The following is a 12,602-nucleotide window of genomic DNA, read 5'->3' as shown; positions in this document are numbered from 1 at the left end:
GAAGAGGAATTTCGACATGAACCGATTTGCATCCCGTGGCCTGTTGACCCTGTGCCTGCTGAGCGTGGGCATTCACCAGGCTCAGGCCCATTCAGCCGACGAACATGCCGGGCACAAAGCAGCCGTCCCCAGCAACTCGCAGGAAAACGCTCAAGTCAAATTCGCCAACGTCTCGTTGCTCGATCAAAACGGCAAAACCGTGCGCCTGGAGCAGGATCTGGTGCAGGGCAAAATCGTTGTCATGAGCTTCATCTACACCAGTTGCACCACGGTGTGCCCAGTGGTTTCTTCGATCATGGGCAAGGTGCAAAAGCAGCTGGGCGCACGGGTCGGCACCGAAGTGCAACTGGTGTCGATCAGCGTTGATCCGCAACGCGATGACCCGAAACGCTTGCAGGAATACGCCCGCGCCTTCCAGCGCGGCCCGGGCTGGAGCTGGTTGACCGGCTCGTCTCAATCGATCACCGAAACCCTCAAGGGGCTGGGCAGTTTCAGCGGCGACTTGAAGAATCATCAACCGCTGATCCTCGTCGGCGACGGCGATAGCCGCCACTGGACCCGCTATTACGGCTTCACCGATCCGGCGCTGCTGTCCAAGGAAGTGGAAAAGCTCAGCGGCCTGCGCACCCACGCCAAACACACCGCCATTGCCATGGAGCAACAGCCATGAGAGCCCTCGACTGGATTTCCCTGACCGCGTGCTTGTGCATTTTCGGCAACGTCGCCGTTGCCCACGAAGGCCATGCTCCCGAGGCTTCTGCCACCGCAACTGAAAGCGTTGCGGCGGCACCGGCCACAGGCACCCGCGACGCTAAAACCTGGTTCACCGATACGCCGTTGCAGGATCAGAACGGTGAAACCCTGCGCTTCTATAGCGACGCGCTGCAAAACCGCGTGGTGCTGCTCAACGTGATTTTCACCAGTTGCAACGATGCCTGCCCGTTGATTACCCGCAAACTCAAGGAAGTGCGCGAGTTGCTGGGTGACAAGGCTCAGGACATCACCTTTATTTCCCTTACCAGTGACCCGCTGCGCGACACGCCGGCGGTGCTCAAGGCTTACACCTTGAAGCAGGGTTCCGATGACCCTCATTGGCTTTTTCTTACCGGCGACAAGGCGCAGATGGACCTGGTGTTGAGCCGTATCGGCCAGATCATTCCGACACCGGAACAACACTCCACGCAGTTGATCGTCGGCGATGTCGCCAACAAACGCTGGAGCAAAATCCGCCCCGATGCCCCGGCCGCTGCCATTGCCCAGCGCTTGCAGTTGCTGACAATGCCCGTGGCTGGCCGCTGAGCACGCACCATGAAGCGCTGCCGCGTTCTCGCCCTGTTCCTGCTCGCCAGCGTCAGCTTTGGCGCGACGGCGCTGCCGCTGACGCCCGAAGAAGCGGCGGGCAAGCGCCTGTACCGCGAAGGTCTGTCGGCCAGTGGCGAGGCGATCATGGCTCGGGTCGGCGCGGCGGATGTGTTGCTGCCGGCCACCAGCCTGCCGTGCAGTAACTGCCACGGCGCCGATGGCCTCGGCCGGCCCGAAGGCGGGGTGCGTCCGCCGGCGTTGAACTGGTCGCGGCTGACCAGCAGTTATGGCCAGCAACAGGTCAACGGCCGCCACTATCCGGCCTACACCGACAGCAGCGTGGCGAGGGTGATTCAGCAGGGACGTGACCCCGGCAACAACCGTCTCGACCCGAGCATGCCGCGCTTTCTGCTGTCGATGAAGGATCAGCGCAACCTCACCGCCTACCTTAAACGCCTGGCCGATGAGCGCGACCCCGGTCTCGATACCGAGACCTTGCGCCTCGGTACGTTACTGCCCAGCCAAGGACCGTTAGCCGAGGAGGGCGCCACGGTGGCGGCGGTGCTCAACGGCAGTGTCGCGCGGATCAATCAGGCGGGCGGCATTCATGGCCGGCAGTTGCGCCTGACGGTGATCGACCCCGGCCCGGATCGCGCCAGTGCCGAACAGGCGTTGCAGCGACTGATCGAGCAGGAACAGGTGTTCGCCCTGATCGCGCCGCTGGCGCCGGCCCTCGACAGCGCGTTGGCAACCCGTTTGGAGCAGGCCGGCGTGCCGCTGATCGGGCCGTTGTCGCTGCTCGGCTCGGTGCAGGCCAGTGCGCAGATTTTCGAACCGTTGCCCGGATTGCGCGAGCAACTGATTGCCCTGGCCGATTACGCCACGGCTAGCCTGCGCGTGCTGCAAGGGCCGACGCTGATTGCCTGTGCCGACGACCCCACGCAGACGCAAGCGGCGCAAACCCTGGGTCAGTATTTGCAGGGTCACGGCTGGCAGAACGTCCAGGTACACGTCTATGACCCGGCGGCGGATGCGCTGCCGTTGGGCTCGCGTTCAGTCTTCTATCTGGGCAGCGGCGCTGGCTTCAGCCGCCTGGCCACACGCTTGCAAAGTGCCGGGCAGGTGCCGTACCTGTTCGCCGCATCGAGCCAGGTGGCCGGGGATCTGATGCAGGTGCCGGACGGCTTTTCCCGGCGGGTGTTCCTCGCCTATCCGTTCGTACCGAGCGACTGGACCCAGAGCGGACGCATGGCCCTGACTTTGCTGCGCGAGCATCAAGGCCTTGGCGCTCAGCACGCAGTGCTGCAGGTCGGCGCCTACGCCTCGATGTTGCTGCTCAGCGAAGGCATGAAACAGGCCGGACGCGATGCCAGCCGCGAAAAGCTGGTGGCCGCGCTGGAAGGCCTGCACGACTTCGACACCGGTCTGACCCCGCGCCTCAATTTCGGCCCCGGACGACGCCTGGGGTTGAGCGGCGCGCATGTCGTCACGGTGGATTTACCGGATCAGCGCTTTTATCTGGTTGCACCCTATAAACCGATTGTTGCCAGCCCCTGAACGGAGGCTCTGATCATGAAGCTCAGAACGTTAATGCTGTTGCTGACATGCTGGTTGCCCGTAGCCTTGGCCAACAATGGGCCAGCGGCTGCGCGGGTCAATGGCGAGGAAATCTCCGAGTTTCGCCTTGAGCGGTTCTTCGCCGAGTACCTGGAAGATCAGGGCCGCGCGGTGGCGAGCATTCGCAATCCCAAAGCCTATAAACAGCTGCGTCAGGCCGCGCTCGATGCGCTGATCGACAAAGAGCTGCTGTGGCAGGAATCGCGCAAACGTGGCGTGGTGATTGACGAGCAAAGCGTGCGCCGACAGGTCGAACAGACTCGCACTACAATCGGCGGCACCGAGAACTTCAACCGGCGTTTGCAGGAGGCGGGTTTCGATGAAGCCTCGTACGTCGAGTACATGCGTCGCGAACTGGCCGCGCAGCAGATGTTCGCCGACCTGATCCGGCAGCGGTTCACCCAGACGAGGCACGTCTTGATCAAAGTCGCGCCGAACGCCGATGCCGCCACGCAGGCTCAGGCACGTCTACGCTTAAATCAGATGCGAGCGTCTATCATCAGCGCTTCGGGGTTTGCCAGCGGTGCGGTGCGATCACCGTTTGGTTGGCATCTGATTTATTTGCAGAACCAGTTGGAGGCGAGCGATGTCCCACAATCAGAGGGGCTGGAAGCAGTCACGGGCGAGTTTGCCCGACAGCAACAGACCCAGGCTCGTCGCCAAGTGCTCGCGCAATTGCGGGCGCAGAACAGGATCGAACGAATTGACGACGATTGAAGGTTCCCCCCCATTAGTGGGGAATGGCTTCGATGCCCATTCAGGTGCTTCCCCGTTTTTGGGGAACGGGGTACCGGGACGAGCGGGCATTGTCATGAAATTCAAGGACATGAAGACTAAAATTTACCGGCACTCAGCCTGGCATGAAGTGTGCGTTACCCATGGTAAGGCGCACTCCAGCGGGTTCAGTTTTCGGACTTGCGGGTTTCAAGGAGTCGACCTTGGTTAACAAAGTACTGGTTGTCGAAGACGAACAGCTGCTTGCACAGAATCTTCAGGATTATCTGTCGGCGCAGGGGCTGGACGTCCGGATTGCACATGACGGAGCGACGGGTATCGGTTCAGCCGAAACGTTTGCCCCCGACGTGTTGGTGTTCGATTACCGCTTGCCCGATATGGAAGGCTTTGAGGTGCTCGACGCGGTCCGCCAGAACAGGGCGTGTCATTTTGTGCTGATAACGGGTCACCCGACCGCTGAAGTTTGTGAGCGGGCACGGCAACTGGAAGTCAGCCACATCCTGTTCAAACCGTTTCCATTGGCGGAACTGGCCCGAGCTGTCTGCGACCTTCTGGGGTTCAAGCGCGAAGCGAAACCCGGTGCGAACCCTTCCGAGGGTTTCGTCGAACGACGCCAGAGCAGGACCGAGAGCTTCCCGTTGCAGTTATACGATGGCAGTTGGGTGCTGGCGGATCGACGACGACAGTCGCCATCCAAGGCACCGGACGACGATCAAATGCTCACCGGGGAGTAGTGGCGCGATCAGACGTTCCGGCATTTGCCGCCAGGGTTTGTCGCGCCGACAGGGCTTTAAGCCCCGGTTGGAGAGCAAACCATGGAACGTCTGTCCGTTGTCGTCGAACCGCTGGTGGTGGAAAGCGCACCGCAACGCTTTTCCAGTGAGCAGTTGGCCCAGGCCCGGGCGCGGGCCGCCAGTTCCGGGGAACGCGTACTGGATGCGCTCGGCGTGCTGTGCGAACTGGCGCCGATGCCGTTCATTGATTGCCTCGGCGCCACCCTGCATTACCCGGTGCTCGACACCGACAGCCTGTTTCAATCGACGCCGGTATTCGACCGGGTCACCCTCGCACAATGCCTCAAACGTGAGTTCATCCTGCTGCGCCACAACGACGAAGTCATCGGCGTGTTTGCCGACCCCTTTGATTCGGCGCGGCTGGCCTGGATCGACGATTGCCTGCACGGCGCGCCGCTGCATCTGGTACACGCAGACGACCTCAAGGCCTACCTGGCACGCCACGAAGAGAGCTTCCACGCCGTCGAGTCGCTGAACGCCCAGGGCGACACCCACAGCGAGATCGACACCCTGCAAAGCCTGTCGCTGACCAGCATCAGCGAAGACGCCAGCAGCGTGGTGAAGCTGGTCAACTCGACCCTCTACGACGCGCTGAAAATGCACGCCAGCGACATCCACCTCGGTACTACCGGCCACGGTCTGGTGATCAAGTACCGCATCGACGGCGTGCTCAACAACATCAGCAAAGTCCAGGGCGCCGAGTTTGCCGAACAGGTGATCTCGCGGGTCAAAGTCATGGCCGAACTGGATATCGGCGAGAAACGCGTACCGCAGGACGGTCGCTTCAAGATCGGCATCAGTGGCCGGCAGATCGACTTCCGGGTATCGATCATGCCGAGCATCTTCGGCGAAGACGCGGTGCTGCGGGTGCTCGACAAACAGGATCTGGCCGACAAGGTCTGCGGCGTGCAACTGCAAGCGCTGGGCTTTGAAGACGAGACGCTGCGCCAGTTACGGCGCCTCGCCGCCGAACCCTACGGCATGGTCCTGGTGACCGGCCCGACCGGCAGCGGCAAGACCACCACGCTCTACGCGATGATCACCGAGATCAACCACGGCGTGGACAAGATCATCACCATCGAAGACCCGGTCGAATATCAGTTGCCGGGGGTGCTGCAAATCCCGGTCAACGAGAAAAAAGGCCTGACCTTCGCCCGGGGGCTGCGCTCGATCCTGCGTCACGACCCTGACAAGATCATGGTCGGCGAAATCCGCGACCCGGACACCGCGCAGATCGCCGTGCAATCGGCACTGACCGGGCACCTGGTGTTCACCACCATCCACGCCAACAACGTCTTCGACGTGATCGGCCGCTTCACCCAGATGGAAATCGACCCCTACAGCCTGGTCTCGGCGCTCAACGCGATCCTCGCCCAACGCCTGATTCGGCTGGTGTGCAGCAGTTGCAGCGCGCCGGTCAACCCCAGCGATGAAGAACTGCGCGCCTCGGGCCTCGACCCGCAGAAAGTCGACCACTACCACTTCGTTCACGGCAAAGGCTGCGGCCACTGCCGGGGCAGCGGTTATCGCGGGCGCACGGCGATTGCCGAGTTGCTGCACCTGGACGACGAGCTGCGGCAGATGATCGTCGAGCGTCAACCCATCACAAAAATCAAAGCCCTGGCCTGTGCCCGTGGTTTGCGCCTGCTGCGCGAATCGGCGCTGGAGCTGGTGGAACAAGGTCGCACCACGCTGGAGGAGATCAATCGTGTCACTTTTATCTCGTGAACATTTTGTCGCCGTGCTCGGCGCCAGCGGTGTTGGCCTGGGGCAGCGGCGGGGCAGTGAAACCCTGTGGCTGGGCAGCGTCGGTTACATCGACGAAGGCTTCCAGAGCTACGCGGTGGCGCTGGACACCCTCGACCGTCTGCTCGGTGAACACGCCCGCGCCGGTGCCGAATTGAGCGTGGTGATCTCCGGCCACTTCAGCCGTTTCTGTCTGGTGCCGTGGAGCACGCAAATCAGCAGCCCGGATGAGCTGAGGGGCTTCGCCCAACTGTGCTTTGAAGACCTGTTCGGCGTGCCGACGCAGGCCTGGACTCTGGTGTTGTCTGCCGAGCCTGCCGGGTACGACCGCATCGCCAGCGCCTTGCCGCAAGACTTGCTCGATCGCCTGCGGGCACTGGTCAGCGGCCGTGGTGTGCGCCTGCGCTCGGTGCAGCCATACCTGATGACGGCGTTCAACCGTTTCGACAAAAGCCTCGACGCCGGCGACTTCCTCTTCGTGGTCGCCGAGCCGCAACGCAGCGTGTTGCTGCTGGCCCGGGAAGGGCGTTGGGCCGGCGTGCGCTCGGCGGGTGGCAGCGACAGCGATGCAGCGCTCAGTGCCTTGATCGGTCGCGAACGGCAGTTGCAGGCGTCGACCAGCGAACGCGCCTTCAACGTTTATCTGCATGCCCCGGCGCGCCTCGATGCGCATCCGGACGTGGCCGGGGTGCAACTGCGCACCCTTGAAGACGACTCGATGACCGTGCGTGACGGCTTGTACGTCATGTCCCAGGCGGTGGCCTGACATGCGCGCCCTCAACCTCGACTTTCAGCCACGTCCACGCTCCGGCCTGTTGGGTTGGAGCCTGCTCGGCGGCGGCGCGTTGCTGGCGCTGCTGTGCTTCGGCGTGCAACAGCACCTCGATGCCCAGGCCGAACAACAGCAAGGTCATTTGCAAACCACACAACGCCAGCTCACCGGCGACAGCGCCAGCAAAAGCACCTTGAGCCCGGCCGAAACCCGTGAGCAAGCGCAAAACCTTGCGGAAATGCGCAAGGTCTCGCAGCAACTGCGCCGCCCGTGGGAACGCCTGTTCGCCATGCTTGAGGCCATGCCCCGCGAGGACATCGCGCTGCTGACCCTGACCCCGGATGCGCGCAAGGGCCAATTACGCATCAGCGCCGAAGCGCGGGATCTGCCAGCGATGCTGGCTTTCCACAAGCGTCTGGAAGCCAGCGACGAGCTGTCCGACGTGTCGCTGCTGAGCCACGAAATTGTCGTCAAGTCGCCGGAACAACCGGTGCAATTCAACCTGTCGGCGACTTGGGAGATTGGCGATGCGAATCCCTAGACTGATCGTCCACGAATACCTGCAAGGCCTTGGCCTGCCGGGTCTGGCCGGGCTGGCGCTGTTGTTGATCGCGCTGATCTGGGCGCTGGGCGGCTTGCTGCCGGGCTGGCAATCGTTGCAGCACCTGAGCCAGCAGACTCAGGAAGCCAGCGAGTATCTGGCCAAGGTGGAGGACGGCAGCATCGCGCCGCCGGTGGTGCCACAGCGTCAGCTCGACGATTTCCGCAACAAGCTGCCGGCGCAGCCGCAAGCCACCGTGGCCATCGACCGCATCTACGCGCTCGCCGCCCAGGAACACATCACCCTGGCACGCGGTGAATACGCCCTCGGCGTCGATCCGAAAACCCATCTGGCGCGCTACCAGATTCTGCTGCCGGTACGCGGCAGCTATCCGCAACTGCGCCGCTTCCTGCACGCCTTGCTCGGCCAGTTGCCGGCGGTGGTGGTGGAAGACGTCGAGTTTCAACGCAAGAAGATTGGCGACACCGACCTCAACGGCCGGATCCGTATGACCCTTTACCTGTCGAGGTCGTGATGAATACCAAGCGCGTGACAGGTTGGGTGGCGTTCTTCGGCGTGGCGGCGGCGCTGGCCTGGTTGCCGGAATTTCTCTCGCCGAGCGAAGACGCCGATTCGGCTGAAGTGGCCGTAGCGACGCCTGCAAAAAGCGCCAGCCGTGGTGCGTTGCCGGCCAGCAGCGGCAAAGTCAAAGCGGCGCCGATCAAGGACTTGAGCCCGGCCGGTGATCTGTTCGCCACCAAGAGCTGGAAGGCCGCGCCAACCCTGGCCACGGTCACTGAACAAGCGATTACGCCAACCCCGGTGGTGCCTGCCCCGAGCCTGCCACCGGTGCCGTTTCAGTTCGTCGGCAAGCTGCATGACCGCAGCGACCTGCAAGTGTTTTTGCAGAGCGGCGAAAAGATCTACGTCGTGCGCAACGGGGATGTGATCGACGACACCTGGAAGATCACCGGCATTTCCGAACTGGAATTGAGTCTGGTCTACCTGCCTTTGCATTTGTCGCAGACCTTGTCTGTGGGGAGTACGCAATGAACAGATCCCTTTTACTGATGAGCCTGGGCCTCTGCGCCGGGCTGGCCGCGTGCAGTTCTGCGCAGGTGGCCAACAAGGAAGCTGCCGACCTGATCGAGCAGGGCCAATACGAGGCCGGGCTGGCCCGGGTCGAGGAAGGCTTGCGCGAGGATCCTCGCGACACCGAGTTGCACCTGCTGCTCAACAGCGGCCGGGCCAAGGCGATCACTGCATTGCTGACCTCCGGTGACACCGACCGCTCACGCCGCGATTTCGCCTCGGCGCGCACCGCCTACAACCGCGTGTTGACCATCGAGCCGAACAACCGCCGCGCCCAGGATGCCCTGCGCCAACTCGACTACCTGCGCAGCATGGACGAGAAGCTTGAACTGGCCCGTGGCGACTTGCGCCGGGGTGACATCTACGGTGCCGACCGCCAGGTCAAACAGATCCTCGAACTCGACCCGACCAACGAAGGTGCGCTGGAGCTGCAAGGCAACATTCGCCTGGTGCAGAGCCGCAACGTGATCCCGTATCCGCAACTGCGCACCAAGCTCGACCGCCCGGTAACCCTGGAGTTTCGCGAAGCCAACCTCAAAACCATTTTCGAAGTGCTGTCGCAGGTCGCCGGCCTGAATTTCATCTTCGACAAAGACCTGCGCCCGGACATGAAAGCGACGATCTTCGTGCGTGACGTGCGCATCGAAGACGCGGTGACACTGTTGCTGCAACAGAACCAGTTGCACCAGAAAGTGGTGAACGAAAACACGCTGCTGATCTACCCGGATTCGCCACAGAAGCTCAAGGACTATCAAGAGCTGGTGATGCGCACCTTCTACCTGACCAGCATCGATGCCAACACCGCGTTGAACATGGTCAAAACCATGCTCAAGACCCGCGACGTGTTCGTCGACGAACGCCTCAACACCCTGACCATGCGCGACACCGAAGACGCCGTGCGCATGGCGGAAAAACTCCTGCAATCGCAAGACCAGTCCAACCCCGAAGTGGTGCTGGAAGTGGAAGTGATGGAAGTCGCCACCCAGCGCATTCTCGACCTTGGCCTGCAATGGCCGAACACCTTTGGTGTGGTCAACAGCGACGGTTCGGCGGTGACCCTGCTTGATCAACTCAAAGGCATCAACTCCAGCCGCATCAGCATCTCGCCATCGCCACAGGCCAAGATCAACGCGCAGGACAACGACATCAACACCCTCGCCAGCCCCGTGATTCGGGTCAGCAACCGTGAGCAGGCGCGCATCCACATCGGTCAGCGCGTGCCGATCATCAGCGCCACCTCAGTGCCTTCAACCCAAGGCCCGGTGATCACTGAAAGCGTCACGTATCTGGATGTCGGTCTGAAACTCGAAGTGCAACCGACCGTGCATTTGAACAACGAAGTGGCGATCAAGATTGCCCTGGAAGTGAGTAACGCCACGCCGCTGGAACCGACCCGCCAGGGCACGATCCCGGTACAGGTCGACACCCGCAACGCGCAGACCTCGCTGCGCCTGCATGACGGCGAAACCCAGATCCTCGCCGGCCTGATGCGCAATGACCACGGCGCCACCGGCAACAAGATTCCGGGTCTTGGCGACATACCTGGCATCGGCCGGCTGTTCGGCAGCAACAAGGACACCGTCGGCAAGTCCGAACTGGTGCTGTCGATCACCCCACGGATCGTGCGCAACCTGCCGTATCAGAGCCCGTCGGACATGGAGTTCTCTACCGGCACCGAAACCAGCATGCACATTCAGGCCCCGGACCGCTCGATGCAGACCTACTCCGCGCCAGCGCCTGTTGTGCAGCCTCGCGCAGTCGGTAGTTCGGCCGTGGCGACCACCCGTGTCACCGTCGAGAAGCCTTGATCATGAACGCCTCCCAGCGCGGTTTTACCTTGATCGAAGTCGTGGTGACGCTGGCCCTGATCGGCCTGTTGGCGAGCATGGCCGCGCCACTGACCGAGACCGTGGTGCGGCGCGGCAAGGAGCAGGATTTGCGCACCGCGCTGTATCAGATTCGCGATGGCATCGACGCCTACAAACGTGCCTTCGATGCCGGTTATATCGAGAAGTCGATGAACAGCAGCGGCTACCCGCCGAACCTGCAAGTGCTGGTCGAAGGCGTGCGTGATGTGCGCAGCGCCAAAGGGGCCAAGTTCTACTTTTTACGCCGTATCCCGCGTGACCCGCTGGTGCCGGCCAAACGTGATGACGAAGGGGGTTGGGGCGTGCGCGCCTACAACAGTTCGGCTCAGAACCCGCGCGATGGCGAGGACGTGTTCGACGTCTACTCCACGGCGCGCGGCAAGGGCCTCAACGGCATCGCTTACCGCGAGTGGTGAACCTCATGCGCCGGGAAAAAGGCTTTACCTTGCTGGAGTTGATGGTGGTGATGGCGATCATCGCCACGCTGATGACCATCGCGCTGCCGCGCTACTTCAGCAGCCTCGAAGCGTCGAAGGAAACCACTTTGCGCCAGAGCCTGTCGGCGATGCGCGAAGCGCTGGATCACTTTTACGGCGACACCGGGCGCTACCCCGATTCCATCGAGCAATTGATCGAACAACGTTACCTGCGCAACGCGCCACTGGACCCGATCACCGAACGCAAAGACCTGTGGGTGCTGATCGCGCCACCGGAAGGCGTCGCGGGCGGCGTGGCCGATATCAAAAGCGGTGCCAACGGGAGGGCGCGTGATGGCAGCCAGTATTCCGAGTGGTAACCGCGCGCAGCAGGGTGGCTTCACCTACCTGGGCGTGCTGTTCCTGATCGTCGTGATGGGCATGGGCCTGGCCAGTGCCGGCGAGTTGTGGTCGACCGCCTCGCGCCGCGACCGCGAGAAGCAATTGCTCTGGGTCGGCACGCAATATGCCCAGGCGCTGCGCAGCTACTACCGCAGTTCGCCGGGGCTGGCGCAGTACCCGAAAGAGCTCGCTGACCTGCTCGACGATCAGCGTTTTCCGGAGGCTCGGCATCATCTGCGTCAGCTCTATCCGGACCCGATCGGTAAAGGTGAATGGGCACTGCAACGGGGTTTTGACGGACGCATCACCGGCCTCAACAGCCCTTCGACCGAGGTGCCGTTGAAGCAGGCGGACTTCCCCACGCAGTGGTCGGATTTTCAAGGCATGCAGCGTTATTCGGACTGGCAGTTCGTTGCCGAAAAAGCCTTCCTCGACGGCACCAACGGCCCGGCCAAAGGCCAGTCGGTCTTGCCGCAGGCGTTGCAGCCATGAGCCGCCAGTGGATGTGCGCGCTGATCCTCAGTGTCGTGGTGGGCTGCGCTCACGCCGCTGAAGAGGATGAATTGATGGGCTTCATTGTCGACGACACGATCTCGCACATCGGCCACGATTTTTACTACTCGTTCAGTGAACGCCTGCGCGACACCAGCCGGATGGATTTCAACCTGGTGGTGCGCGAGCGGCCCGACGCGCGCTGGGGCAGCCTGGTGACCGTGGAATATCAGCAACGCCTGGTGTATCGGCGCTTCCTGCCGCCGAACACCGTGGAACTGAAGGAAGAGGCCTACGCGGCCGCTGACTGGGTTCGACGCCAGGTTGTCCAGCGCAAGCTGGAGGCTCTGTTGCAGGACACCACCGACCTTGAGAAGGACGAACTATGAAAACCACAACGTTCTCACGGCGCAGCGGATTCTGGATCTCGGGGTTGTTGATCGGCCTTGCCAGCGCTGCCGCCGTCCAGGCCACCGAACTGGTCTACACGCCGGTCAACCCGTCATTCGGCGGCAACCCGCTCAACGGCACATGGCTGCTTAACAACGCCCAGGCGCAAAACGATCACGACGATCCGGACCTCAAAAGCCGCTCGACCGTGGCCGGCACCTCGGCGCTGGAGCGCTTCACCAGTCAATTGCAATCGCGGTTGCTAGGGCAGTTGCTGGACAACATCTCCACCGGCAACACGGGGAGCCTGTCCACCGACACTTTTATCGTCAACGTCATCGACGACTCCGGGGCACTGAGCATTGAAGTGACCGACCGAGCGACTGGTGAAGTTTCGGAAATTCAGGTGAACGGCCTCAACCCATGACGGGCTGA

16 protein-coding genes are annotated in these 12,602 nt (G+C 62.3%); all 16 read left to right on the top strand.

Annotated features, from left to right (window positions below; all coding sequences use genetic code 11):
* Positions 1-16 precede the first annotated feature (16 nt).
* The 16 genes from ACIOVB_RS06095 (at position 17) to ACIOVB_RS06020 (ending at position 12,594) form a co-directional block, all read left to right on the top strand.
* Positions 17-670, top strand: coding sequence for an SCO family protein (locus ACIOVB_RS06095; RefSeq protein ID WP_401265797.1), 654 nt, complete (start codon positions 17-19; stop codon positions 668-670).
* Complete coding sequence (locus ACIOVB_RS06090) at positions 667-1,299, top strand: SCO family protein (RefSeq protein WP_401265794.1); 633 nt, start codon at positions 667-669, stop codon at positions 1,297-1,299. Before ACIOVB_RS06095 ends, ACIOVB_RS06090 begins: the two co-directional genes overlap by 4 nt.
* 9 nt (positions 1,300-1,308) lie before the next feature.
* Positions 1,309-2,859 (top strand): ABC transporter substrate-binding protein, encoded by a 1,551-nt coding sequence (locus ACIOVB_RS06085; RefSeq protein WP_401265793.1) that lies wholly within the window; start codon positions 1,309-1,311, stop codon positions 2,857-2,859.
* Positions 2,860-2,874: 15 nt separating this feature from the next.
* Positions 2,875-3,636 carry a SurA N-terminal domain-containing protein gene (locus ACIOVB_RS06080; RefSeq protein WP_187677001.1) on the top strand — a complete coding sequence of 254 codons (762 nt, stop codon included), beginning with the start codon at positions 2,875-2,877 and terminating at the stop codon, positions 3,634-3,636.
* 221 nt (positions 3,637-3,857) lie between these two features.
* A complete protein-coding gene (locus tag ACIOVB_RS06075; protein WP_187677002.1) occupies positions 3,858-4,388 on the top strand; it encodes a response regulator in 531 nt (176 codons plus the stop codon).
* A gap of 81 nt (positions 4,389-4,469) precedes the next feature.
* On the top strand, positions 4,470-6,176 hold the full coding sequence (locus ACIOVB_RS06070) for a GspE/PulE family protein (RefSeq protein ID WP_401265789.1): 1,707 nt from the start codon (positions 4,470-4,472) through the stop codon (positions 6,174-6,176).
* On the top strand, positions 6,157-6,960 hold the full coding sequence (locus tag ACIOVB_RS06065) for a hypothetical protein (protein ID WP_401265787.1): 804 nt from the start codon (positions 6,157-6,159) through the stop codon (positions 6,958-6,960). The genes ACIOVB_RS06070 and ACIOVB_RS06065 overlap by 20 nt, the downstream gene beginning before the upstream one ends.
* Position 6,961: 1 nt before the next feature.
* Positions 6,962-7,507 (top strand): PilN domain-containing protein, encoded by a 546-nt coding sequence (locus tag ACIOVB_RS06060; protein ID WP_187677005.1) that lies wholly within the window; start codon positions 6,962-6,964, stop codon positions 7,505-7,507.
* The gene (locus ACIOVB_RS06055; protein ID WP_401265785.1) at positions 7,494-8,042 is read left to right on the top strand and encodes a GspMb/PilO family protein; all 549 of its coding nucleotides are present in this window, start codon (positions 7,494-7,496) and stop codon (positions 8,040-8,042) included. The genes ACIOVB_RS06060 and ACIOVB_RS06055 overlap by 14 nt, the downstream gene beginning before the upstream one ends.
* Positions 8,042-8,560, top strand: a complete 519-nt coding sequence (locus tag ACIOVB_RS06050) for a hypothetical protein (protein ID WP_401265782.1) — start codon at positions 8,042-8,044, stop codon at positions 8,558-8,560. The genes ACIOVB_RS06055 and ACIOVB_RS06050 overlap by 1 nt, the downstream gene beginning before the upstream one ends.
* The gene (locus ACIOVB_RS06045) at positions 8,557-10,407 is read left to right on the top strand and encodes a secretin N-terminal domain-containing protein (protein WP_401265781.1); all 1,851 of its coding nucleotides are present in this window, start codon (positions 8,557-8,559) and stop codon (positions 10,405-10,407) included. Before ACIOVB_RS06050 ends, ACIOVB_RS06045 begins: the two co-directional genes overlap by 4 nt.
* Positions 10,408-10,409: 2 nt before the next feature.
* Positions 10,410-10,883 (top strand): type II secretion system protein, encoded by a 474-nt coding sequence (locus ACIOVB_RS06040; protein WP_187677009.1) that lies wholly within the window; start codon positions 10,410-10,412, stop codon positions 10,881-10,883.
* Between the two features lie 5 nt (positions 10,884-10,888).
* Positions 10,889-11,263, top strand: coding sequence for a type II secretion system protein (locus ACIOVB_RS06035; protein WP_401265778.1), 375 nt, complete (start codon positions 10,889-10,891; stop codon positions 11,261-11,263).
* Positions 11,238-11,777: a type II secretion system protein gene (locus ACIOVB_RS06030; RefSeq protein ID WP_401265775.1), complete on the top strand. Its 540-nt coding sequence runs from the start codon at positions 11,238-11,240 to the stop codon at positions 11,775-11,777. Before ACIOVB_RS06035 ends, ACIOVB_RS06030 begins: the two co-directional genes overlap by 26 nt.
* Positions 11,774-12,166: a curli production assembly/transport protein CsgE gene (csgE, locus tag ACIOVB_RS06025; protein ID WP_187677012.1), complete on the top strand. Its 393-nt coding sequence runs from the start codon at positions 11,774-11,776 to the stop codon at positions 12,164-12,166. Before ACIOVB_RS06030 ends, csgE begins: the two co-directional genes overlap by 4 nt.
* Complete coding sequence (locus ACIOVB_RS06020) at positions 12,163-12,594, top strand: curli assembly protein CsgF (RefSeq protein ID WP_187677013.1); 432 nt, start codon at positions 12,163-12,165, stop codon at positions 12,592-12,594. The genes csgE and ACIOVB_RS06020 overlap by 4 nt, the downstream gene beginning before the upstream one ends.
* Positions 12,595-12,602: the final 8 nt, after the last annotated feature.

The organism is Pseudomonas sp. NPDC087639 (assembly GCF_044743385.1).
In the GTDB taxonomy this organism is placed as follows: domain Bacteria; phylum Pseudomonadota; class Gammaproteobacteria; order Pseudomonadales; family Pseudomonadaceae; genus Aquipseudomonas.
The sequence above is the reverse complement of the archived record's forward strand: the minus strand, read 5'-3'. Positions and strand labels throughout refer to the sequence as shown.